Origin of the sequence: Vibrio sp. OY15 (assembly GCF_000742455.1) — a bacterium.
GTDB lineage: Bacteria > Pseudomonadota > Gammaproteobacteria > Enterobacterales > Vibrionaceae > Vibrio > Vibrio alginolyticus.
Genome location: NZ_JPIL01000022.1, coordinates 73,354 through 97,443, shown reverse-complemented (window position 1 = coordinate 97,443; position 24,090 = coordinate 73,354). Strand labels below are relative to the sequence as shown.

Genomic DNA, 24,090 nt, shown 5'->3' with positions numbered 1-24,090 from the left:
ATTATTTGTGCGTAGCTATATTTAGAGTAGCGCAAGTTTATCGGAGCGGTTTCATATGGATGAAAAAGAGCGATCTCAACGTCGTTTTAGTATCGGCAACCAACTTATGTTGGCGGTATTAACGTTGAGTTTAATCTTTACGGTCATCATTTCTACAGTGAGCTTATATCGAGTTTTTCACGAAGATTTAGCCCATTTAGATGTTGAATTAAAGCAGGTTGAGTCTAGCTATTTATCGAGCTTTTCTGCGAGTTTGTGGGTAGAGGATAGGGAGCTGTTGCTGACACAAGCTCAAGGTGCAATGCGTATGCCCTCGGTGGACTACTTGCGTATTGCTAGTGAAGACGAAGTTATCATTGAATTAGGTTCGGCGCTTTCTGAGGATGTTGTCGAGAGAAGCTGGCCGATGCAGTATCGGGTCGGCGATAAAACGTATGATCTCGCGATATTAACGGTTCAATCGGATCTTAGCGCGATATATGAAGATCTTTGGCAGCAGTTCTTTTTTCTACTTACGACAGAAGCGATCAAAATTCTTGTCCTCATCATTGGTGTTCTTTGGGTGGCGTTTCGCTTGTTGGTCAATCCGTTACAATTGCTGTCTGGTGCGGTGAGCGATTTTCGTGGCGGTACAGTGCCGAGTAAAGTGACTCTCCCTAAACGATGGTGCTTTGATGAAGTGAGTGTTTTGGCAGAGAAATACAACCGAAGTGTTGAGAAAGTGAAAGAGCACCAGACTGAGTTAGAGGCTGAACGCGATAGGGCAGAAGTCGCTAATCGTAAAAAAAGTGAGTTTCTCGCCACTATGAGTCATGAGATCCGCACACCGATGAATGGCATTATTGGTGTGTCGTCGTTGCTCAATGACACCGACCTCGATCCCCAGCAAAAAGAGTTTGTAGAGATCATTGACAGTTCTTCTCACTCACTAATGACGATCATCGACGACATTTTGGACTTCTCTAAAGTTGAAGCTGGCAAAGTAGAGCTGGAATACACGAGCTATGATCTTCGCGAGCTACTTGACGATGTCATCAGTTTACATAGTGTCAAAGCCAAGCAGAAAAACTTACAGCTGCTCAGCGATATTGATCCTCACTTGCCAATGGAAGTGCAAGGTGATGCCACACGATTGAAACAAGTTCTGAACAATTTGTTGAGCAACGCGATTAAATTTACCGAGCGCGGCCATGTGAAGCTTCTTGTAGCGTTATCTCGACTTGATGGAGAGACCGCTCATATCCGGTTTCGAGTTGTGGATTCTGGTATTGGTATTGCGAAAGAGCACCAACAAGCAATCTTCGAACGCTTCCAACAAGCTGATGGTAGTACCACCAGAAAGTATGGTGGGACAGGGCTTGGTTTGGCGATAGCTGCACAGTTGGTTAACTTGATGGGAGGGGAAATACAACTAACAAGTGAGCTTGGGCTGGGAAGCTGTTTTGAATTTTCGATTCCTGTTGCTGTAATAAATGCGCAACCGACCTATACCGACCAACTTAATGTATTAGATTTCCGGAAAGCGGAAGACAACGAAATCAGCCCTCAAGATAATGATAAACCTTGGGTATTGGTTGTTGAAGATACCATCGTCAATCAGAAGGTAGTTCGCATCATGTTAGAAAAACTGGGTGTGCGAGTGAGTGTCGCCAACCATGGCGAAGAAGCATTGCAGCTGTGTGATCAGCAGCCTTTCGATTTGATTTTTATGGACTGCCAAATGCCTGTGATGGATGGGTTTATTGCTACGGAGCGAATTCGAAAAATGGGAGAGTGGGGGAAACACGTTCCAATTATTGCGCTAAGTGCCAATGTCATTAAAGAGGATCAGCAACATTGCTTCGATGTCGGGATGAACGAGTTCGTGGCTAAACCCGTTACCAAGACTCGATTACAACAAATATTCGAACAGCATTTACCAAAAGCACTGAAAATCAGCGCTGTGCCTAAATAGTTAACTTGAAATCGATCAAGTTAAGTGCGTTTCTATTCTGTAATTGTAACTCTGTGTGATATAGTGCCCGGCTAGTATTTAAAGTACCTTGAGGCTGTGAATGTCGTTTAATCTATCCCTATTGCCGCCTGACGAAAAAAACAAAATCGAACTGGATAAGCAGGCGTCGTTTTTGGTTTGGAAGCTCAGAGAGGCCAAATCTGGTCCTGAAGCAATAGAAGAACAGTTGTCCAAGATTAACGATGCTGATGAAAAGGCGTTTTTCCAGCAATCGGTCGAAAAGTACAAACGAGTAATGGGTGTCGCTTAACGCGAACCGTGGCAATGGTTCAATCCAATGCGACGAATGAGGTAACCTCCCTATTCCTTTGCTAAGCGAAATTGAAAAGGTTTCGCTTTTTGCTAAAATCCTTCGCATTAAATTTGAATTTAGAGAGACATCCCGATGGGAAGAAGTTTTGAAGTGCGCAAAGCCTCTATGGCGAAAACTGCAGGCGCGAAAATTAAAGTTTATTCCAAATACGGTAAAGAAATTTACATGTGCGCGAAAAACGGTGGTGGTGATCCAGACATGAACTTGTCTTTGAAACACCTGATCGCAAAAGCGAAAAAAGACCAAGTTCCTGCGCACGTTATCGATAAAGCGATCGACAAAGCGAACGGTGGCGGTGGTGAAGACTACACTCCAGCACGTTACGAAGGCTTCGGCCCTGGCGGTACTAGCGTTATCGTTGACTGTCTAACAGACAACGGCAACCGTACTTTCCAAGATGTACGCCAATGCTTTGTGAAAGTCGGTGCGAAAATTGGTGTTGAGGGCTCGGTTTCTCACATGTTCGATCACCAAGCGGTATTCCAGTTCAAAGGCGACGATGATGAAATCATCCTAGAAACGCTAATGATGGAAGACGTAGACGTTACTGACGTTGAGCTAGAAGACGGTGTTATCACTGTATTCGCACCTCACACAGAATTCTTCAAAACAAAAACTGCGCTTAACGGTGCATTCCCAGATCTAACGATCGATGTTGAAGAAATCACATTCGTTCCGCAAACTCATACGCCTGTATCGGGTGAAGATGCTGAGAAGTTCCAGAAATTCCTAGATCTTCTAGATGACTGTGATGATGTTCAGCAGGTTTACCACAACGCAGAGCTGTAATTAATTCGCTCATATCGTTGTAAAAAGGCTTCTTTAGGGAAGCCTTTTTTGATCGCTTTTTCTCAAGCAACGCTATGCGTTACGATATTTGGAATAACACAGCGACATGATTACACCAAAACAGATACCTTGAGTTAGCATCGCCGTGCCGCCATAGCTAAAGAAGGGAAGTGGGCTACCCATTACTGGCAACAAGCCACTCACCATGCCCGTATTGATAAAAGCATACAGAAAAAAGCTCATCGCTAATGCGCCACTTACCAGCCGACTAAAAAAGTGGTCAGACTGACATGCAAGCAACATAACGCGTGCAGTAATAAACAAGTACAATGCGAGTAAGACTAAACTGCCAACAAAGCCCCACTCTTCTGCATAGGTCGAAAAAATAAAGTCCGTATGACTTTCTGGAATAAAGCCAAGTGTTCCCTGCGTTGCATTCATCCAACCTTTGCCTTTCATACCGCCTGAGCCAATCGCAATCAAAGATTGGATGATTTGGTAACCCGAACCCAGTGGATCGGACTCAGGGTGCAAGAACTGTGTTACACGGCTCTTTTGATAGGTTTCCATAACGAAGAACCATAAAATAGGTGCTAACGTTAAAATGCTCGCAATAAACCCGCAGATTATTTTCCAGCTCATGCCAGCCAAAAACAAAACGAACAATGCATAAATGATGGTAAAAACTGCACCGTCTAAATCCGGTTGTAGCGCGATTAACCCGGCAGGAATCATTGTAATAAGTAAGCAAAACGCAATTTTCCGAATGTTTGGTCGACCTCCTTCAATATGAAGCATCCAGGCGATCATGATTGGAATGGAAAGTTTGATTAGTTCGGACGGTTGAAAGCGGAAGAAGCCGATATCGAGCCAACGTTTAGAGCCATTGGTGCTATCACCAAATAAAGCGACAGCAAGTAGCTGAGCAACCGCAATAATGTAGAGATATGGAGCTGAGCGCTGATAGCTGGACGCTGGAATCGAGGACATGACCAAGATGCAAACTAATGTCAGTCCGCAGCGCGCCAAATGTTTGAAGAGCATCGCCTCATTAAAGCTACTGGCACTCCAGAGAGTGAGCGAACTTAACAGCATGATCGGAATGATCGCCATGAGCAGTGGTAAATCAACTCTTGGGAAATAACGCTTATTCATTTTCAACGACCTAATAACGCACCTATTTTGAGTGCGAAAACAACTAAAACTCGAAGAGTTCAAACTATTCCGATGCTAAGAATCTCGATTTCGAAACAACAGACACCATGCAAAGGTGTGTAAGAAAGGAGAGTGCGCACTGTCTGTTATGGGTAGTTGTGGGATGGATAAATACACTAGCCTCAGATTTTAAGCCAGTGTTTTTATTGTGACTGCCGTAAAAATGTAGCGTTACGAATGAACGGAATTGTATTTTCTGTTTAAGTGAATGTCATTCATCCTCTCTCAATACCATTCACTCCGCATAATTGCCATTGGTCGCATGCAAAAGCAGCGTGCGATCTTCTCCCTTAATCTGAAACCATCAAATCACGTTCAACTAAGGACAGTACATGATGGTTTCTCAATCTCGCTTAATCAAAGCTCTTAAACTGGCAAGTACCTTTATCGCCACATTTGCACTTAGCAGCAATCTGGCTCTGGCTAACCCAAGCGAGCGCACACTCAGTCAATTCAACCAAGCGGCGCAGGGTGACTCTGGCTTAGTTGATACTGTTTATGGCGAACTATCCAAACAACTCGAAGAGCAGGGCGCAACGCCGGTGACCTTGGTTTACTTGGGCAGTGCTGAGACGTTGCAAGGTCGTGAGGCGTTTATGCCTTGGAACAAGATGAAGTTCACCGAGCGCGGTCTTGCTACTATCCAAAAAGGTTTGGATCTAATGGCGAATCAGCCAGTACCACTGCAAGAGCAACAACGCTTACAAGGTTTGCCGGAATACCAACTAGCCACCGCTATGGCAGCTACCACATTTACTTCTCTACCTGACATGTTCAATCACTTTGAGCGTGGCTACGAGCTGTACCTTTCTCTGCTCGATGAACCGAGTTTTAGCCAGCAACCTTTCGCCGCAACGTCTTGGATTTATCGCTACGCCATTGAAGCGGCACTGCGCGCTGAAGATGTTCAACAAGCCAAAACATGGTTAGCACAAATGGAGCAGTTGGGTGACAGCAATTTAGAAACGCAAACCGCGAAAGCGCTGCTAGCGAAATATTAGAGAGGCGTCATGATCGTTTTTAATCAACTTAGCCGCGATTACGCCCTTGGCAGCCAAACGGTGCGTGCATTGCGAGATGTGTCTGGTGAAGTGTTTGCCGGCGAAATGGTGGCATTGTGTGGACCGTCGGGCTCAGGCAAAAGCACCTTACTTAACGTGCTTGGCATGCTGGATACTCAATACCAAGGTCAGGTGACATTTGCAGGCAGCCCATACCCAACCGGACAAATGCATGCGGCGAAAATGCGCCGAGAAAAGCTTGGTTTTGTGTTCCAAAAATTCAATCTTGTCCCCGTGATGACGGCGCTAGAGAACGTGGCTTATCCGCTGCATCTCAACGGCTTTTCAAAAGCAGAACAAACCGAGCTCGCCACACAAATGCTAGAACACGTTGGGTTGGGTGAGTTTATTCATCACATGCCCGATAACTTGTCGGGCGGTCAGCAGCAGCGTGTGGCAATTGCTCGTGCGTTAGTGCACAAACCAGCGTTGGTGATTGCTGATGAGCCAACCGCAAGTCTTGATAGCCAAACTGCCAACAAGGTCATCGACATTATGAAAGGGCTCGGACACGAGCTAGGCACCACTTTTGTCGTCGCTACACACGACCCTCGTATGGCATCCCGCTGCGATCGCACCATTGAATTGGTGGACGGCAAAATTACCCAAACGCACGCAAGTGTGGAGGAGGTTTCATGGGCAAGCTAATTCCAGTTTCAGTTCGCCTTGCTTGGTTGAACCTGCAACGCAATCGCCGTCGCAGTTTATTGTCGATGTTGATCATTGCCATTGCCGTGTTTGCCTTAACCAGTGCGGGCGGTTTTGGTCTATACACCTACGACAGTTTGAAAGAATCGACAGCGCGTGACACGGGGCATCTGACGTTAACCACACCGGGTTACTTCGCCAAAGAAGAAGAGATGCCACTGAGTAACGGTTTAACTCATGCAGACGACATTACCAAGCAATTGATTGGGTTGAATGAAGTGCGAGGTGTGCAACCACGAGTTGAGTTCAGTGGTTTGATTTCCAACGGTAACAAATCATCGATCTTTATCGGCATTGGCGTGAACGAACGTGAATTCGATATGAAAGGACCGTTTTTGGATGTGCGCGAAGGGCAAACGCTGTCCGACATTCATGCATCGCGTTATGACCCTACAGAGCCAGAAGTGATGCTTGGCGTTGATTTGGCGAACAACCTAAGTGTGCACGTTGGCGATTGGATTACCTTGCTGGCGACCACTACCGACGGCGCATTGAACGCGTATGACTTCAAAGTTCGTGGTATCTATTCAACTGGCGTGCCTGAGCTTGATAAACGCCAACTGTACGTGCATATCAACAGCGCGCAATCGCTGCTCGGTTCAGACAAAGTCAGTGCGTTATCTGTCTTCCTGTTCGACACCAGTTTAACTAACCAAGTCGAGCAACAAGTGGCTTCGGTTCTGAGTAAGCAAAAACAGAACTTTGGTGATCAAGATATTGAGATTACGCCTTGGCAAGAGCGCGCGTTCTTCTATCTCAAAGTGAAAGATTTGTACGATCGTATCTTCGGCATCATGGGTGCAGTAATGGCGCTGGTGGTCTTTGTTGCGCTGTTCAACACCATGACTATGTCGGTGACTGAGCGCACCCGTGAAATCGGCACCTTATCGGCTCTTGGTAGCTACCCTCGCGAAATTATTGCTGGGTTCTTGCGCGAAGCAGGGTTACTTGCGGTGATTGGTAGCTTAATCGGCGCTTTGTTTACGGCGCTAGTCACCGTCTTACTGATGGTCGTAGATGTGCAAATGCCGCCACCGCCAGGACGCACAGAAGGTTACCCATTAACGATTTACTTCTCTTGGGAGCTGGTAGCTATAGCAGGATTTGCAGTATTGATGATTTGTTTGGTTGCGGCGTTTTTCTCGGCACGCAAAGGGGTGAACAAGCCAATTACGGAGGCACTGATTTATGTTTAATTTCAAATCACTATTACCAATTGCATTGCTGATGGTAACTGGCGTTGCAAGCATCAATACCAGTGCGAATGAAACAGCGTTAGATGCACAGCAAGTCGCGCAATTGATTGAAAAAGCCGACAGCTACCGCTTGCAAGATGATTCCTCCAAAGTGGTGTCATTGGTGCGCTTATATCAAGACCAAGAACTAGATAAAACCCGCCTTTACCACGTGTACACGCGCCCAAATCGTGAATCGCTGGTGGTGTTCAAATCGGCAGTCGAAGCCGGGCAAAAGATGTTGATGATGGGCGACAACTATTGGCTACAAATGCCAAAGAGCCGCCGTCCGATTCGCATTACGCCAATGCAGAAGCTGCTTGGTGAAGCGTCTATCGGCGACATCTCAACTTTGACGTGGAGCCAAGATTATCAAGGTGAATGGAAAGCGACAGAAACTGTCTCGGTAAACGGGGAAAGTGTCGCGGCTTATCACCTTGCGTTAACCGCGAAAACCAAAGGGGCGAGCTATCAGAAGATCGACTTGTGGTTGTCTGAGCAAGATGCGTTTCCAATCAAAGCTGATCTTTACTTGCGCTCTGGCAAACTCGCCAAGCAAGCGCAATACGGACGTGCAACTGACAACGGTGAAGACTACGTCAGTGAGATGACCTTGCTTGATAGCATTCAGCCGAGCAAAAAGACCGTTATCGAGTACCAAGAAATCGTGCCTTGGCAGTTGGACAACAAGTTCTACAACCCAAGCTATTTGCCGAAAGCCAATACGACTCAGCTTTAGCCTGAACTCCGTAAAGAGAACCATGAAAACGAGCAAGGAAGACACATGAAATTGCGCCAGCCTAACCTTAACAAAAGCACCAGTCTATTGATTGCTGCGTCGTTGTATGTGGGCGCGGCAGCCCCAGTTTTTGCCAATGACGAACTGAGTTTTGAGTGGGATTGGGCTGTCAGTTACGAAACTGTCAAGCAGCGTGACAGCGCATTTATGCAGGCGCAGGGCAGTTCTCGTGATTCACTTAATGCACTGTTGGATGTGCAAGTGAACTATCAAAACTTCAGTGGCTTGTTCGCTCTGTACAGCCAAGGTTTGTACCTCAATCAACAAGGTGAGAGTGACTGGTGGAGTGAAGCTGATAGCCAGTTGCTGATTCGTGAGCTGGCTTGGGTAGGGGAGTGGCAAGTCGGTGACACCACTCTTGATGTGAGTTTGGGTAAGTTACGCGTGGATTGGGGCGTGGGTTATGGCTACCGACCATTGGATCTGTTTAAGCCTTATCGACAAAATCCTGTTGGCTTAGTAGCAGAAGAGGGTGCGGGTGTGTTTTCACTCTCACACTACGATATGGCAGGCGAGTGGACGGTGATTGCAACGGATTCAAGCTGGGGGCAACAAGACCAAAGTGCACTTGATCAAGCCGCAGAGCAACAAGGTATTGGTATTCGTCGATACGCGCTGGTGGGTGACACTGAGTATCAACTTATTGGTTATTACGATGATGTGCGCCGAGGTTTACTCGGAGCCAGTGCCATTGCTGTGTGGGATGAATCCATCGCCATGCACGGTTCTATGCTGTGGCAAAAGCAAAGTGTCGGCTATCAGTTTCAGCAAGATGACCTTTACCAACCCGTTTCGGTTGAGGACCAGGGCAGCGCATTCCAAGCCTTAATTGGGTTGAATTGGGCAAACCAAGCCGGACACAACGTGATTGCTGAATATTGGTACGACAGCCGTGCATGGTCGAAAAGCGAATGGCAACAAGCAATAGAGCGTGGTGAATTACTCTCTCAGATCCCTGATCCTAACAACTCTTTGTTGGCTAGCAGCGCTCTACTTGCGACAAGCTACGCCCAAGGGTTTCAGCACGCCAATATCGTTCAGCATAACGTAATGCTGCACTGGAGTTGGGATGTGGAAGCGTGGGCTGCATGGAATGGTAAAGCGGATATGGGCTGGCTAAGTGATGTAACCCCTACGTTGGATGTGATGCTGTCGCCACAAGATGGTGGTGTGATTGTCACGCAATGGCTTAATTACCAATGGATTGATACCGGCGATCAAAGTGTAGAAGTGGAAGTTGCCGCACGCTTTTTAACCGGAGACGACCAATCTGCTTACGCACAAATCAATGATAAGCATATGATTGTATTTAACATCAAAGGGAAATTCTAAATGTGTTCAGCAAAATCAGTGGTGAAAAGTGGATGGCCGCGTAGCTTATTAGTGACCACGGCATTTTGTCTCTTTATCGCAGCAATGACGCTCTCGGTTTGGGGCGGTCCATTCTACATTCATGTGGCGGTTAGCTTTGGATTTGGCTATTCGGCTATCTTCTTCTCATGGCTTGTCGACCGCCTGTTTCCAACCATTCCTCGTTTGGCGGAAGTGGCTATCTCGCTGACGGCTTGCCTATTGTTTGGTGTGGTGAACGCTCAGCTTTGGCTTGGGGAATACTTCGGTATCTCAAGTATGCTGTCAGTTGGTCTCATGGGGTTGTTATTCAGTGCCATGTGCTTTTTCTATTTCTACTCACGCGAGCAACATGCTATCGCTCAAAGAGAGTTAGAGGCCATCAAACGCGAGAAAGCAGAGCAAGACCGTGCGCTGCTGCTGAGTCAACTTAAGCAGATGCAAAGCCAGATTGAACCGCATTTCCTATTTAATACCTTGGCAAATATCAGCGCGCTTATGTCGCAAGATGTCGATAAAGCTAAGCTGATGCTAGAACAGTTAACCGCGCTACTGCGTGCAACGCTCAAAAGCTCACGCGAAGAACGCACCACCATAGACGATGAAACTGCGTTACTTGAGGCTTACTTAGGCATCCAACAAACCCGTTTAGGTGATCGACTGAGTTATAAGATTGAGGTGGAAGAGGGGTTAGCCAGAACCGAATTACCGCCGATGATGCTCCAACCTTTAATCGAAAACGCCATCATCCATGGTATTGAACCGAAGCGAGAGGGTGGCGAAGTCAGCTTGCTCATCAAGCGCGAACAACAGAACTTGAGGATTGAAGTCAGAGACACGGGTGTTGGCTTGAATCACGTTAGTGGGCACATGGGCTCTGGAGTGGGTCTAAGTAATCTCAAGCAGCGAGTTGAAGCTTTGTTCGCAGGGCAAGGAGAGGTTTCTATCAGTGAGTCTGCTCAGGGTGGCGTTTGTGTTCGCCTGAGTTGGCCAATGGAATCGTAATCAAGGAAGAAAGGAATGAATACAGGGTTTACTGCCATTATTGCTGATGATGAACCGCTATTGAGGCGTCATCTTGATAAAAGCCTAGCTGAAGTGTGGCCAGAGCTAGAGGTGATAGCCAAAGTCGCCGATGGTGAACAAGCGTTGCAAGCCATTGAGCAAAGCCAACCTGACATTGCGTTTCTTGATATTCGTATGCCAGTTTTGGATGGCATGACATTAGCGCAAAAACTCAATCAACTCGCCAACCCGCCTTTGATTGTGTTTGTTACTGCGTACGATGATTACGCCATAAAAGCCTTTGAACAAAATGCCGCCGATTATTTGCTCAAGCCTATCTCGGATGAGCGTCTCCTGACGACGTGTGAAAGAGTGAAAACACGCCTTGCTAAGCGAGAGCAAGAGAGCAGTAATGTGCAGATGAGCAGCCTGTTAGAGCAACTGCAGCAATTATCCGCGCCACAAACGCCGCAATATCTTCAGTGGATTAAGGCGACGCAAGGGGAAGATATTCATCTGATTGCTACGTCTGATGTGTTGTATTTCAAAGCGGAAGAAAAATACGTTTCTGTGTATGCCCAACAAGGACAAGGCAAAGTGCAGGAGTATTTGATTCGTACATCGTTGAAAGAGTTGATAGGGCAGCTTAACCCAGAACAGTTCTGGCAAGTGCACCGTTCAAGCGTGGTACAAGTGTGCAAAATTAGCAAAGTAAACAAAGACTTTGCTGGCAGAATGTTTGTTCACGTTGGAGAAAGTAAGCTCCCTGTGAGCCGTGCATCTCAAAGTTTGTTCAAAGGGATGTAATCGCTAGAACTGCTCACTCTTTACACTGTAAACTCGCTGCTCATTTGTTTCAGCAACAAAAACAAAAAGCGCCTAAGTCATCTGACATTAGGCGCTTTCTTCGTTTTATAGCGACGATTTCTCCGAATAGATGAATGGGCTTATTCGCTGATCGTCACTTTCTCGATAATGATTGGATCGCATGGCACATCATCGTGACCAAGCTTAGAGGTCGTTTTTACTTTCGCGATGCGATTTACGACATCCATACCCGCGGTCACTTTACCAAACACTGCGTAGCCCCAACCTAGATTGGTAGTTGCGGTGTGGTCTAGGAAATCATTGTCTTCCAAGTTAATGAAGAACTGTGCCGTTGCAGAGTGCGGTGCATCGGTACGCGCCATTGCGATAGTGCCAACAAGGTTCTTTAGACCACGGTTTGCTTCGTTCGCGATCGGGGCACGTGTTGGCTTTTCTGCCATGTCTTCGGTATGACCGCCACCTTGGATCATAAAGCCGTCGATAACGCGGTGGAAAATGGTGCCGTTGTAGAAGCCATCTTCACAGTATTTTTTGAAGTTCTTTGAGCTAACTGGCGCTCGTTCTAGGTTCAGTTCAATCTCGATGTCACCGAAATTGGTGGTCATAATAATCATCTGGTTTTGCCCTTATGGGTGCTAAGTTGGCGGCATTATAGCTAAGTCGTATGAGGATAGCAGAAATAAAAACAGCGACGTTTTGGCGCCGCTGTTTGCATGGTGAATGGGTGAGGAAAGCGTTAAACCGTAAAGCGACCGACCAAGTCGTACAGCTCGTTAGCTTTGTGGTTAAGGTTGCCACTGCCTGCACGGTTTTGGTTGGCAAGGTGTGCCGATTGGCTGCTTTGTTGAGAGATCACTTCAATACGTTGTGAAATCTCTTGCCCAACTTGGCTTTGCTCTTCGGTTGCCGTTGCGATCAAGGTGTTCATGTCCATGATGTTAGCAATTGCGGCTTGGATTTCTTGCAGTGCGGCAGAGGCAGCTCGTGCTTCCTCAACGGTTGCTTCACCACGCGCTTGGCTTGAACCCATGGCTTTCACTGCTGCATCCGAGCCAGACTTCAACTGCTCAATCATTTGGTGAATTTCGCCTGTGCTGTCTTGAGTGCGACTCGCCAGTTTACGAACTTCATCGGCAACGACTGCGAAGCCGCGACCTTGTTCGCCTGCACGGGCTGCTTCAATGGCTGCGTTTAGTGCCAATAGGTTGGTTTGCTCGGCGATGTCTTGAATCACTTCTAGCGAAGAAGAAATGTTTTGTACATCGCTCTCTAAACGAGAAATCACCGTGCAGGCTTCCGACACCTCTAGCGCGAGCGCTTCAACAGAGTTTGCTGCGGAATCAACAATGTGTTTCGCTTGCTGTGAATTTTCGTCGGCGTCCTTGGCGGATTGCGCCGCTTGGTTAGCGTTGCTGGATATCTCGTGCGCCGTTGCTGTCATCTCGGTCATTGCTGCGGCGACTTGTTCGGTTTCTTCACGTTGACCTGAAGCCAATTCATCCACTTGCGATGCTCGCTGTGACATGTCGTTGGTTTCTGAAACCACTTCTTGCCCTACGTGGCTAACGCTCTTGATGATGCCTTGCAGGCTTTCAACAAAGATATTGAAGTTACGGCTCAACTGAGTGAATTCCGGTACGCTCGATTCTTCCATGCGTGCGGTTAAGTCTGCATCGCCTTGCGCGAAAGAGTGAATTGAAGCATCAAACTGCTCAATAGGCTTCATGATGCTGCGGTTAACAAACACCGCGAAGACCGCAACGATAGCTGCAATCGAAACACAGAACAGAGCAATTGCCGTCAGAGTGGTGTTGAGGGCCTGATGCGCGGCTTCTTCCATGTTTGCCACAATCGCGTCGATATCGTCAGTGTAGAAGCCCGTACCTAACATCAAGTCCCATTCAGGAATAAAGACTGAGTAGCTCAATTTCGGTAGCGCTTCGTTCTGACCGAGTTTCGGGAAGTAATAAGTCGTGAACTCACCTGTTTTGGAATTTTTGATCAAATCCTGAATCAGGTAATTGCCTTTCTTGTCCTGCAAGTTATAGAAGTTTTCTCCGATGCCTTTGGTGTTTTTACCCACCACGACACGCACGCCTTTTGAATCGTAACCGAAGATGTAGCCGGATTGACCGAACTCCAACTGTTTCAAGATAGGCAGTGCTTCTTCAAGTGGGGCATTTTGAGCGAGTAGTGGCTCGACGGCGGAGCGCGCCATTTGGACGTAGTTTTTGAGCTCGGCTTTTTTCATCTCCATCATTTGACTTCGAGTCTGCTCAATCTCGTGTTCGTTGTAGGCTGTGGTTTGTAGGTAGGTGAACCACATCATGCCTATTGCCATGGTTAGAATTGGAATTATTGAAAGGATATATAGTCGTTTTCTGATCGTCAGATTCATAGAGACGTCCTTCTCTCGGCGCAGCGTTACAAGTGACAAGCCGAATAAGCTTGCCTGATAAAATTATTAATACTTATTGTTGTAATGCTTAGAGATTAACCGAGTTAATCAATCAGAAGTACTGGAAGTTTATAAATTTAGACTAAGGTCGTAGCATTTTTAAGCAGGATCACAATTAACGTGAACACGAACCGTTATTGCAGCGAGAAGTGCCCGTTAACCAGTAGGAGACGCGGTAGCGGTTTTTGGCAAATTTGAGGTAAAGCCAATCCGCAACAGGTTTGACAGCGCGCCAACGTAGCGGTGCATACAACCAACCGCGACCGACCAGCTGCCATGCACGATGAGTCACGTCCAACCCAAGCAGCAGCTCACCCTTATCGTTGAGGGCGTGCAAAATGGTGTTGGCTTGCTCCGGATCGATCTGCGGATAAGCGGCGAACGCCTCGCTGTAGATATCGACGGTTTTAATCTGCTGCTTGGAATCGCGTTGTTTTAGCGCCTTCATCTCTTTGGCGCACAAGGGACAAGTGCCATCGTAAAATACGGTCAGTTTGGTCATGATTGAGCTCATTATTGGCGGTTCTTATCCCTTTTACGCGATTATTTTTCTTTTAGTTCATTGTCTTGCAAGTAATGCAGCCAATTATCACGGATGTTGCCGTAATTGAATTGGCAGAACTCTTTACGATCGCGTAAGTAATCTTTTTCTACTTCATCTAACAAGGCTTTGTATTGCTCTGGATCGCTGCCGTAGACCAGACACAGGGTAGAGAAGTAACGCTGTAGATCGAAACTGTGCTCGTCAATGTACTCGCCAAAATCGTAGTAGTCCGGTCTGTCGTCGGATTCGAATGCGAACATGTCTGCAGCACTGATCGCCACATCGGCACCGTCATCGACGTAATCAATCAACAAAATGGTCGCGAAGTTGTCGACCGCATCTTCCTCTTTACCCAGTACCGGAATGTTTTGATCGGCAATGTAAGCGTGTCCAGCTTCATGAAGTAAAGTGTGCAATAACGTATCTAGCGCCCCTGTTTTTGGGGATTTTCCGAAGCGTTCTTCATACTGATTATTGGAGAAGTAATTGAGCGACTCCAAATAAAAAGTGTAAGGAACGTATATTGTGTGTGTATCAGGATCATACATTGGACCATCTTCTCCGCCGTAAACCAGCGTGAGAGCTTTATCAAATGGAAAGTAGGCCTGAGACAGCTCAACAAAGATGGTGTTTACATCGCTGCTTTGAATCGATTGTTGGGCGATTTTTTCATGAGTTGTCTCTATGGGAGAATATTGAATACGAATGTTTTCAGCTGCTGTAGCTGATGAGACGATGCTGAGTAATAGCGCAGCGCAAAGCGAATGAATGTTCATGTGGGACTCTTGTTATTGAATAACTTGTATAAAAAATTATACATGTTTTTGTCTGATGCATAGTTGGGGGTGTACTCATTAGCCAAAGTCGGGACGTCGGTCTCGAAAAGCAATCATGATAACATCGCATATTTCGGCTGCTTGGTTCTCTAGGGCGTTTATCAAGACCTCTTGGATAAGAACGGCGGTGAAGTTATTAGCTATGCATCGTATTCTAAGAAGCTTACTGAGTAACTGCGCTTCGATTTTTATCTGTGAAAATGATAATAGGCAGTTAATCATTGCAAGGTTTAACTATGGGGTTGGTGAATGTCACTGAATTGAAGAAAATTATCAGCGATATGTTATAATCCTGCTCCGTTGTGACGAAAACGTTTGTTGCAGCCTGAGAGTTTCCTTGGATTCGGCTCGTTTATACACCATGAGCCAGAGTTGAAAAGCTACGACAGGAACAGGCAAACCCAATTGTTTTGAACGCGCTCTCGGCGTTTAGCGGTTACAACGGGAAGGAACTTTGTTTGATAGTAATTGACACATTCTGTTTAAGTAAGGGAGCCCGAAGTGGTTCAGAAAGTGTCACCCAGAATTTACTCACAACACGACAGCCCAAGCGATAACGCACAGGTATTGCGAGGGGCCATTTGAAGGAGCTGTATCAGCTCCTTTCACATTTAAGGGCTTGCTAACAGCGTAAAAACTGACACATCGCTTAAGGAGCGCCCCTTAAACTAGCCTAAGGCGCATCTACACCAACTTTTTGAGTATTTTCGAAACAATAAAGCGAGAAAATTTGCTATTGAACGAAGGTTAAACTAACACTCATTCATTACGGAGAATGAAGAGAACAATAATAAGAGGCGATATGAATCATTTAATATCTGTAGGTGCACTGGAGTCCTTCTTGGTCGCAATCAGTGTGCTTTTCCTGGGGCATTTTATTAATGCTAAGCTACCGATTTTAAAGAAATTCAACATACCTGAGCCGATTGTAGGTGGTCTTATTGTAGCCTGCATGATTACTGCTCTTCATTTCAACGGCATCGATTTAGAGTTCGACTTGCCATTACAAAATACGTTTATGTTAATGTTTTTTGCGACAGTTGGTTTGGCCGCAAATTACACTCAGTTGATGAAAGGAGGTGCGAAGGTTTTTATCTTCTTAGCTGTCGCATCGTTTTACATCATCATACAAAACGGCGTTGGCGTTTCACTTGCGGCGGCGCTCGGTTTAGATCCTTTGATGGGGTTAATTGCTGGCTCGATTACTCTGTCAGGTGGTCATGGTACAGGTGCTGCGTGGTCACAAACCTTTCAAGACGTGTATGGATTGGATAACGTCTTAGAAATTGCAATGGCATCAGCGACTTTTGGTTTGATCATCGGCGGTATCATTGGTAGCCCTGTAGCGCAGCGTCTGGTGGAAAAGAACAGCATAGAGTCTGAGTATGGTCGTGGTGGTCGAGATGCCAAAACTCACGAGAAATTCCCGGAGTTGGTGACTTACAATGAATACGAAGAAGATAAAGTAACGGCGAAAAAAGTGGTGGAGAAACTCTTCTTCCTACTGATCTGTGTTACTGGGGCCAAGTATGTCGAGCAATGGGTAAGCACGTATGAAATCTCATGGCTGATGATTCCAGACTTCGTATATGCGCTATTCATTGGTGTGATCATTACGAATTTCTTGGAAGTGACCAAGATTCGTAAGTTAGATGCCGAAACGGTCGATATGTTAGGTACGGTATCGCTATCTCTGTTCCTAGCGATGGCTCTGATGAGCTTGAAGTTATGGAATATCTTTGATCTAGCGATTCCATTCTTGGTTATTTTAGCTGTGCAGTCTGTCGTCTTAGCTATCTTTACGTACTATGTTACGTTCAAAGTGATGGGAAGCAACTACGATGCTGCGGTTATTGCAGGGGGGCACTGCGGTTTTGGCTTGGGTGCAACCCCAACAGCCGTAATGAACATGGGTTCAATCGTTAACCGATTTGGCCCGTCGCCACAAGCATTTATGGTGGTGCCAATTGTGGGCGCTTTCTTTATCGACATCGTCAACTTAATTATCTTGCAAGGCTACATTTCATTCCTTGGTTAAAGTTAAGTGGATGAGCTCCTAGAGGCGAAATAAAAACGGTCACAACACTGGTTGTGACCGTTTTTTTATGACTTGGTTTGGTCGTTTATTGAACGAAGCATTATTGGATAGTTCGGCTGAACTTGAGGCTAGCTGTCCAACCAAGAATACCAATGAAGGCGTAAATGCCAACGTTTAACCAACCCGCTTGAGGAATGGCATTGAATGGGTTTGGTGTAATAATGGCGTGCAGCGGAAGGTAAAGCACTTCGGAGAAAAACTGATCTAGCCCGTAGAAACCAAAAAGTGCGATAGGCATCCAACGCAGCGCATAAATGGCGATAAACAAAATGACCAGTGGTGAGTTCACTTTTTGTGAAATAGCCATCGCAGTTAATGCCAGCGGTAACAGCAGAATACCGGCGAAAAACATTCTGATTAAAAACTCTCCCCAATGCAGCAGCACGTAACCTAACGAGGCTTGGCGGTACAATAAAGCCAATTGGTGATCAGTAGAGATGTTCAGCAACCACAACATTAAATTTGCAGCGAGTACGAGCACCGAGCAGACGAGCGGAATCACCAATAAGCCAAATCCTAGCCTCACTAAATGGGTTTTTATGTCACTGACAGGCATACTGCGCCAAAACATAATGCAGCCTTCCGCCCGTTCTTTGCGTAGCGTTCTTGGGAAGTACTGAACGGCTAACAAGATAGACAGCAGCCCTGCTCCTCCGGTTATCAACGTATTGACATCATCACCAAGCTCTTTGTGAATGTCACTGACATCGCCACCAAAGCTCATTTGGAAAAACATATTGTGTTGTAGAGTGTCGTTACTCATTAAACTCACAAAGAGAATAACTCCACACGCCAACACAAACAGTGGAATACGTAAAACAAGAGGGTTTTCTAACCACTCTTTTTGCAACATCGCGACAACTGAGCGCATTACGCTGCCTCCTTCTGCAATGCTAAAAATAAATCCGCTAACTTCACCCCATGGATGGAGCCCATTGTTTCTGCTTGTTGGGCATACTGGGCTTTGAGTAACCATTTCGTTGAACCGAGGCCTTTTTGTGACGAGAGTGGGTTCATCGCTTCAATTTGTGTGCGGTGCTCGTTGTTGGCTTCAAGAATGAAATAGTCTTCACTGATACTGTCCATCGAGGTTTGCAGAACGGGGCGACCATGCTTAAGAATCAGAACATCTGTCAGCAAGTGCTCAATCTCTGATACTTCATGACTGGCGATGATCAACACGCGCTCGCCGTCGTGAAACCATTCCAATAAGTGACGATAAAACGTCTCGCGATACACGAGATCTAACCCGAGTGTCGGTTCATCCAATATGAGGATTTGGGTGTTGGTCGCGATCACAATCGCGAGGTGTAATTGCACCTTCATCCCTTTGGATAAAGATTTGATACGCGCACGAGGTTTGATGTCCGTTTGACGAAGTAGCGTATCTGCTTGGGCGCGATTGAACCCTGAGTGCACGCCCTCGGTATAGTTAAGCAGTTGAGCAACGGTCATCCAATCTGGCAGAACGTTGACATCCGAGATGTAGGATAAGCTCTGCATTATCTTGTCGCGTTGCATAATGGGTTCAAATCCGTTGATACGAATAGTGCCCTGATATTCATGTGCACCGAGTAGGGCATTAATAAGCGTTGATTTACCTGCGCCATTATGGCCGAGTAAGCCAAGTACTTGTCCTGCATGTAGGTCGAAACTCACTTCATGCAGTGCTTCTCCTTGTTGCTGATATTGCTTGGAGACGTTGTTTACACTGACTAATGCGCTCATTGGTCACCTTTCAAGTGTGGTTTTAGTTGTTGAATGAATTCGTCGAGTGACATATCCAGACGCTGTATTGTGTCGGCTATCTGTGGAATTTGTTGCTGAAGAAAACGTGCCTTCTCGTCTGCGAGTAATTTGAGCTTTGCTCCTGAAGCGACAAACATACCTTGACCGCGTTTTTTCTCCACTAGCCCGTCATCAACAAGCAATTGATAGCCTTTCATAACTGTGAGGTGGTTAATTTTCATATCTGCAGAGATGCTACGGACGGAGGGCAGAGCATCGCCTTCTTGCCAGACACCTTGCAGTATTTGCTGCGTGATCTGGTCTGCCAACTGTCGAAATATCGGTTGGCGATCATGCCAATTAGTCATGAGTGAATCTCTTGGTTGAGATGGTGTTATATATATGTATAACACCTAGTGCGTTAGAGAGAAAGTAATAATTTAAAACCTAGTGTATCCGCCTGTCTCATTCGCTCTAAATATCCACCTATGTGGTCGTTGTTTTGAGGTTTTGTTTTATATGGAAATTAATTACTTCTCATAAGTTGAGAAGTGTTGTTTTTCTCTTCCCATCAATACACTTATCGCCTGTTCTAAATGAATATTCTCACTGAATGATAATTAGCATAATTTTAGGTCTGCCTATTTCTTACTTGATGAGAATCAATGGTCAAAGAGGCCTAGAAAACAAAAGTTTCGAGAGGCAATCTGACTGGCTTAGGCACCTATCTCACGTTGAGCGCGTGCTCAATGAATGAGAAAGAGTAGAGTAAAGAGGTCTCATGAATCAGGTAATATCTATCGGCCCACAGGAGTCGTTCCTCGTCGCAATTTGCGTGTTGTTTTTAGGGCAGTTCATCAATACCAAGTTACCAACCTTAAAAAAATTTAATATTCCAGAGCCAATTGTTGGTGGTCTAGTGGTCGCTTGCGTAATCACGACGATGCACTTAAACGGTGTGGATGTTTCCTTTGATTTACCACTGCAAAACGTCTTTATGCTGATGTTTTTTGCAACCGTTGGCTTAGCGGCAAATTACACCCAACTGATTAAAGGCGGTGCGAAGGTTTTCATCTTCCTAGTTGTGGCATCGGTCTACATTCTTATCCAAAATGCGGTCGGCGTGTCCTTAGCAACAGCGTTGGGGTTAGATCCACTCATGGGGTTGATCGCCGGATCCATTACGCTTTCTGGCGGACATGGAACTGGAGCTGCGTGGTCGCAAACTTTTCAAGAAATGTATGGTTTGCATAATGTTCTAGAGGTGGCAATGGCTTCTGCTACATTTGGCTTGGTGATGGGCGGGATTATTGGCAGCCCTGTTGCACAAAAGCTACTAAACAAACACAACTTGGAATCGGAATACGGACGCACCAATCAAAGTCATCAGAGTTTCCCTGAACTGGTGACGTACAACGAACATGAGGAAGATCGTGTCACAGCGAAAAGAGTCGTTGAAAGCTTGTCCATCATTTTACTTTGCGTGACAGGCGCGAAGTATCTGGAGAGTTGGGTAAGCAGTTTTGACATCAAGTGGCTAATGATTCCCGATTTTGTGTATGCGCTGTTTATTGGTGTTGTTATCACTAACATCATGGAAGTGACGAAGGCGCGCAAGGTTGATTTAGAAACCGTTGATATTCTTGGCACAGTTGCACTATCTCTATTTCTTGCCATGGCCTTGATGAGTTTGAAATTGTGGAATATTTTCGATCTTGCGATCCCATTCCTTATTATTCTTGCTATTCAGTCGGCAGTGTTGGCGATGTTCACTTACTACGTAACATTCCGCATGATGGGAGGCAACTACGATGCGGCGGTGATCGCTAGCGGACACTGCGGTTTTGGGTTAGGTGCTACACCGACTGCGGTCATGAATATGGGCTCCATCGTGAGTCGATATGGTCCATCACCACAAGCATTTATGGTGGTTCCAATTGTCGGTGCATTCTTCATCGACATTGTGAATTTAGTGATTTTGCAAGGATGCATCGCTTTTATTAAATAACATTCGCTTTTTTACCGAAATAACAAAGCCAGCACCTATACGCTGGCTTTGCTATTTGTAACACGAAATCTTGTTTGCCTGACTTCAAGCCGTGAAATCAATACGTTACTATGACGACATAGTGTTCAATTTTGCAGCAGCATGAGGTACCCACATGTCTGAAAAAATATCGACGTCGGCATTAGCGAAAATGCGCAAGGTAGAAGCTAAGCTGCTGTTTGCCGATCTCAAACGTGCAGGCTACATCGTTCGCCAAGATGAAAAGTGGATTTTGACCGAAGAAGGGGCAAAGTTTGGCGGTGAGTATGTGGATCACCCTAAATTTGGCCAGTTCATCGTCTGGCCGACTAACTTACATATTGAGCTGACTCCCAGCTCAGGGAAAACATTGAGCGCGACACAACTGGGTGAAAAGCTGAAATTGAATGCGAAGCGCATGAACCAGCTTTTGAGTGAACTGGGTTGGTTGACCAAATCCGAAGAGGGGTGGAGTGTCACAGAAGCTGGTGTGCGCGCTGGTGGGCAGCAAAGAACCGATAAAGAAACACAAAATACCTTTGTCGTATGGCACGATGTGGTGCTGCGTAACAAGCGTCTTAAGCAGTCTGTCATTGAGTTTTTAGGGCAAGACGCGGAGTCACATTCTACGGATAAATCGTACTCAAGCTTTCGCCAAAAATTTGAAGCCAAGCACCGAACATTAGATGGGCATTACGTGCGCTCTAAGGGGGAGTTGCTCATCGACAACTGGCTGTACTTGGCTGGTGTTGTGCACGCTTATGAGCGTCAGTTGCCGATTGACCAAGATGTCACTAGCGATTTTTACTTGCCAGGTGGCAAAGTCTATTTGCAATTTTGGGGAAGTGACGATGGGGAGATGGCTCAGGCCGACCGTGAGACCATTCGTACTGTTTATGAGCAGCATCATTTCAATCTTATCGAAGTCGAACCGAGTGAACTAGACAAGTTGGATGAAGTGCTTCCTAAGCGTCTTCGTCAGTTTGGTATTAAAGCTTATTGACGACTTAAGCCCGCTGTTCAGATAAGAAAAAACCCGTGTTCAACACGGGTTTTGTATTTTTAGTGTGTTTCTAGGCTGCCATCCTATGGGTTAAAAGCCTTTGATGTTTTCTGCTTCTAGCTCAGAGAAGTACTTCACTGTCTTCACTTTCAGTTCTTGTTGAGCTGGTTCGTCGCATACGATCACCGCTTTAGGGTGAAGTTGAAGAGCAGAAACTGTCCATAGGTGGTTTACACAACCTTCCACGGCTGCTTCAAGTGCCTGAGCTTTGTTATGGCCAGTGACCAAGATCATCACTTCTTCTGAGTCTAGAAGCGTACCAACACCGATAGTCAGCGCGTATTTAGGCACTTGGTTGATATCGCCGTCAAAGAAGCGAGAGTTCGCAATGCGAGTGTCTTCAGTGAGGGTCTTGATGCGAGTACGAGAAGAAAGAGATGACGCTGGCTCGTTGAACGCGATGTGACCGTCGTTACCCACGCCGCCCATGAACAGGTTGATCTTGCCGTAAGACTTAATTTTGTCTTCGTAACGCTTACATTCTGCGTCGTGATCGTCTGTGTTACCGTTCAGTAGGTTGATATTTTCTTCTTGAATATCAATGTGATTAAAGAAGTTGTTGTACATGAACGAGCGGTAAGATTCTGGGTGATCCGCAGGGATGCCAATGTACTCATCCATGTTAAAAGTCACGACGTTTTTGAAGCTGACTTCGCCGGCTTGGTAAAGCTCGATTAGGGCTTTGTAGGTTGCTAGAGGAGTGCCACCAGTTGGTAGACCCAGAACGAATGGACGCTCAGCGGTAGGTTTAAAGTCGTTGATACGCTTAGCGATATGCGCAGCTGCCCACTTACCTACTTGTGCTGCTCGAGTTAACGGGATAAGTCTCATTTTGTGCCCCTAGTTATTGGAATTGACGATGTACTGAAACATTAATTCGCATTATAAAATAAGTAATGGCGAACTGCTATTGTTTTAGGTCAAAATTTTGCTTTTTCTTTAACCAATGTTGGTTTTGTCGACGATTTTTATATCTAAATGCTTTTATAAGACGATTTTTTACAAAGAAATTGCATTATGAAACTGACGAATCAATAGATAAAATTTATGATCTAAATTAAGTTCTGCCTTCGCACTTAACCTTGTTTTTTAACAACCTACAGAGTGCGAAATCGCACACGAACTTCAAATATTATGGGTTAGATATGGCATGGCGCTCATTCTTTAACCATAATTGAAATGTGTAAACCAGTGAGGAATTCGGTATGAAAAATGAGTTAGATCCGAGCAAAGTACTACAGGCTTACGAATGTGTGATGAACAACGGTACGCCAACCGAATTTGGTAAAATGTATGAAGGTGTAGAAGCGTTTTCTGACTACGATGGGTACAACGTTTTCTTGAGAGGGAATGGTGTTGAGCTAAAAATTGGCTTCCACAACACCTATCACTTGGAATATGACCAAGAGCATTTGAAAGAGAGCTTTCTGAAAAAGATTGCGACGCTCGCCAAGTAAACGGTCATCACCCAAATATTAAAAAAGCCCTTGGGAGAATGCCCCCTTGGGCTTTAGGAGAAGAAATGAGCTTGTCTTGCTCGCTCAGTAAAGTCAAACGAGCTTTCGCCTACTGCTAGAAAAAGGCGAGAACTAGGTTATTGGTTATTAATCGTCTTCAACCAAACTCTCTTCAATGTATTCTTCTGTGGCGTCAGGCTTGTTACGACCATTTAGCGTATGGAAGCGCTTGCGACCACGAGCAAGTTGGGTGTACTTTAGCCACGTACGCTCAAGTTTTGTTTTTGCTTTGCCCGGGTTTTCTAACACCTTGATGAAGTGTTTCTCTTCGCTGTTTTCAGGTGTTAATTCGCCTGACTCTAAGCCAAGCATTGTATCCCCATAAATTGTTAGGATTTCCTCTTCTGAAAGAGTAAAATCGCCAGACTTTGCAAAGCCGCGTGGGAATTTTACGTTATCGTAAAAACGTTTTTTGCCATGACGGAATTCAGTGTCAGACATGTCAACAGCCTCTGTAACCGTTATTGATGAATGTAGTGAACTTACGGCGAAAATTAGGCTTA

24 protein-coding genes are annotated in these 24,090 nt (G+C 45.8%); 14 read left to right on the top strand and 10 right to left on the bottom strand.

Annotation, left to right across the window (positions count from 1 at the left end; translation table 11 throughout):
* The first annotated feature begins 55 nt into the window (after positions 1-55).
* From IJ23_RS20690 to IJ23_RS20680, 3 genes are all read left to right on the top strand, one after another.
* Positions 56-1,954 carry an ATP-binding protein gene (locus IJ23_RS20690; protein ID WP_033907240.1) on the top strand — a complete coding sequence of 633 codons (1,899 nt, stop codon included), beginning with the start codon at positions 56-58 and terminating at the stop codon, positions 1,952-1,954.
* 100 nt (positions 1,955-2,054) lie between these two features.
* A complete protein-coding gene (locus IJ23_RS20685; protein ID WP_005374484.1) occupies positions 2,055-2,264 on the top strand; it encodes a DUF3283 family protein in 210 nt (69 codons plus the stop codon).
* 135 nt (positions 2,265-2,399) lie between these two features.
* Positions 2,400-3,116: a YebC/PmpR family DNA-binding transcriptional regulator gene (locus IJ23_RS20680; RefSeq protein ID WP_005374482.1), complete on the top strand. Its 717-nt coding sequence runs from the start codon at positions 2,400-2,402 to the stop codon at positions 3,114-3,116.
* Positions 3,117-3,188: 72 nt separating this feature from the next.
* Here the strand turns inward: IJ23_RS20680 and rodA are convergent, their stop codons facing one another.
* Entirely contained in the window at positions 3,189-4,271 is a 1,083-nt protein-coding gene (rodA, locus tag IJ23_RS20675; protein ID WP_033907238.1) for a rod shape-determining protein RodA, read from the bottom strand.
* 392 nt (positions 4,272-4,663) lie between these two features.
* Here rodA and IJ23_RS20670 point away from each other — a divergent pair, with 392 nt between their 5' ends.
* Genes IJ23_RS20670 through IJ23_RS20640 form a run of 7 tightly spaced genes read left to right on the top strand, consistent with a single transcriptional unit; the run spans position 4,664 to position 11,296 of the window.
* Positions 4,664-5,332: a hypothetical protein gene (locus IJ23_RS20670; RefSeq protein ID WP_033907237.1), complete on the top strand. Its 669-nt coding sequence runs from the start codon at positions 4,664-4,666 to the stop codon at positions 5,330-5,332.
* Between the two features lie 9 nt (positions 5,333-5,341).
* Positions 5,342-6,040 carry an ABC transporter ATP-binding protein gene (locus IJ23_RS20665; protein WP_033907236.1) on the top strand — a complete coding sequence of 233 codons (699 nt, stop codon included), beginning with the start codon at positions 5,342-5,344 and terminating at the stop codon, positions 6,038-6,040.
* Entirely contained in the window at positions 6,028-7,296 is a 1,269-nt protein-coding gene (locus tag IJ23_RS20660; protein ID WP_033907234.1) for an ABC transporter permease, read from the top strand. The genes IJ23_RS20665 and IJ23_RS20660 overlap by 13 nt, the downstream gene beginning before the upstream one ends.
* Positions 7,289-8,074 (top strand): outer membrane lipoprotein-sorting protein, encoded by a 786-nt coding sequence (locus tag IJ23_RS20655; protein WP_033907233.1) that lies wholly within the window; start codon positions 7,289-7,291, stop codon positions 8,072-8,074. The genes IJ23_RS20660 and IJ23_RS20655 overlap by 8 nt, the downstream gene beginning before the upstream one ends.
* A gap of 45 nt (positions 8,075-8,119) precedes the next feature.
* Positions 8,120-9,466, top strand: coding sequence for a hypothetical protein (locus tag IJ23_RS20650; protein ID WP_033907232.1), 1,347 nt, complete (start codon positions 8,120-8,122; stop codon positions 9,464-9,466).
* Positions 9,467-10,489 carry a sensor histidine kinase gene (locus IJ23_RS20645; RefSeq protein ID WP_033907231.1) on the top strand — a complete coding sequence of 341 codons (1,023 nt, stop codon included), beginning with the start codon at positions 9,467-9,469 and terminating at the stop codon, positions 10,487-10,489.
* 15 nt (positions 10,490-10,504) lie between these two features.
* Positions 10,505-11,296, top strand: coding sequence for a LytR/AlgR family response regulator transcription factor (locus IJ23_RS20640; protein WP_033907230.1), 792 nt, complete (start codon positions 10,505-10,507; stop codon positions 11,294-11,296).
* A 140-nt stretch (positions 11,297-11,436) separates the two neighbouring features.
* On the opposite strand, the gene IJ23_RS20635 is transcribed toward IJ23_RS20640, so the two are convergent.
* From IJ23_RS20635 to IJ23_RS20620, 4 genes are all read right to left on the bottom strand, one after another.
* A complete protein-coding gene (locus IJ23_RS20635; protein ID WP_020195057.1) occupies positions 11,437-11,931 on the bottom strand; it encodes a peptidylprolyl isomerase in 495 nt (164 codons plus the stop codon).
* Between the two features lie 122 nt (positions 11,932-12,053).
* Positions 12,054-13,715, bottom strand: a complete 1,662-nt coding sequence (locus IJ23_RS20630; protein WP_033907228.1) for a methyl-accepting chemotaxis protein — start codon at positions 13,713-13,715, stop codon at positions 12,054-12,056.
* Positions 13,716-13,890: 175 nt separating this feature from the next.
* On the bottom strand, positions 13,891-14,277 hold the full coding sequence (locus IJ23_RS20625; protein WP_033907227.1) for a thiol-disulfide oxidoreductase DCC family protein: 387 nt from the start codon (positions 14,275-14,277) through the stop codon (positions 13,891-13,893).
* A gap of 41 nt (positions 14,278-14,318) precedes the next feature.
* Entirely contained in the window at positions 14,319-15,095 is a 777-nt protein-coding gene (locus tag IJ23_RS20620) for a DUF4344 domain-containing metallopeptidase (protein WP_033907226.1), read from the bottom strand.
* A gap of 862 nt (positions 15,096-15,957) precedes the next feature.
* Here IJ23_RS20620 and gltS (IJ23_RS20615) point away from each other — a divergent pair.
* A complete protein-coding gene (gene gltS, locus IJ23_RS20615) occupies positions 15,958-17,193 on the top strand; it encodes a sodium/glutamate symporter (RefSeq protein ID WP_005374448.1) in 1,236 nt (411 codons plus the stop codon).
* 100 nt (positions 17,194-17,293) lie between these two features.
* On the opposite strand, the gene IJ23_RS20610 is transcribed toward gltS (IJ23_RS20615), so the two are convergent.
* From IJ23_RS20610 to IJ23_RS20600, 3 genes are read right to left on the bottom strand one after another with little or no spacing between them, the layout of a single operon-like run.
* Positions 17,294-18,124 carry a hypothetical protein gene (locus IJ23_RS20610; protein WP_033907225.1) on the bottom strand — a complete coding sequence of 277 codons (831 nt, stop codon included), beginning with the start codon at positions 18,122-18,124 and terminating at the stop codon, positions 17,294-17,296.
* On the bottom strand, positions 18,124-18,981 hold the full coding sequence (locus IJ23_RS20605; protein ID WP_033907224.1) for an ABC transporter ATP-binding protein: 858 nt from the start codon (positions 18,979-18,981) through the stop codon (positions 18,124-18,126). The genes IJ23_RS20610 and IJ23_RS20605 overlap by 1 nt, the downstream gene beginning before the upstream one ends.
* Positions 18,978-19,349: a GntR family transcriptional regulator gene (locus tag IJ23_RS20600; RefSeq protein WP_005374444.1), complete on the bottom strand. Its 372-nt coding sequence runs from the start codon at positions 19,347-19,349 to the stop codon at positions 18,978-18,980. Before IJ23_RS20600 ends, IJ23_RS20605 begins: the two co-directional genes overlap by 4 nt.
* A gap of 413 nt (positions 19,350-19,762) precedes the next feature.
* Between IJ23_RS20600 and gltS (IJ23_RS20595) the strand changes: the two genes are divergently transcribed.
* On the top strand, positions 19,763-20,989 hold the full coding sequence (gene gltS / locus IJ23_RS20595) for a sodium/glutamate symporter (protein ID WP_025768732.1): 1,227 nt from the start codon (positions 19,763-19,765) through the stop codon (positions 20,987-20,989).
* A gap of 154 nt (positions 20,990-21,143) precedes the next feature.
* Positions 21,144-22,010 (top strand): hypothetical protein, encoded by an 867-nt coding sequence (locus IJ23_RS20590; protein WP_005374442.1) that lies wholly within the window; start codon positions 21,144-21,146, stop codon positions 22,008-22,010.
* A gap of 90 nt (positions 22,011-22,100) precedes the next feature.
* Here IJ23_RS20590 and nagB read toward each other — a convergent pair whose 3' ends face one another.
* Complete coding sequence (gene nagB / locus IJ23_RS20585; protein WP_005374441.1) at positions 22,101-22,901, bottom strand: glucosamine-6-phosphate deaminase; 801 nt, start codon at positions 22,899-22,901, stop codon at positions 22,101-22,103.
* 374 nt (positions 22,902-23,275) lie between these two features.
* Between nagB and IJ23_RS20580 the strand changes: the two genes are divergently transcribed.
* Complete coding sequence (locus tag IJ23_RS20580; protein WP_005374440.1) at positions 23,276-23,527, top strand: DUF3081 domain-containing protein; 252 nt, start codon at positions 23,276-23,278, stop codon at positions 23,525-23,527.
* A 147-nt stretch (positions 23,528-23,674) separates the two neighbouring features.
* Here IJ23_RS20580 and IJ23_RS20575 read toward each other — a convergent pair whose 3' ends face one another.
* Positions 23,675-24,028: a DUF413 domain-containing protein gene (locus tag IJ23_RS20575; protein WP_005374439.1), complete on the bottom strand. Its 354-nt coding sequence runs from the start codon at positions 24,026-24,028 to the stop codon at positions 23,675-23,677.
* Positions 24,029-24,090: the final 62 nt, after the last annotated feature.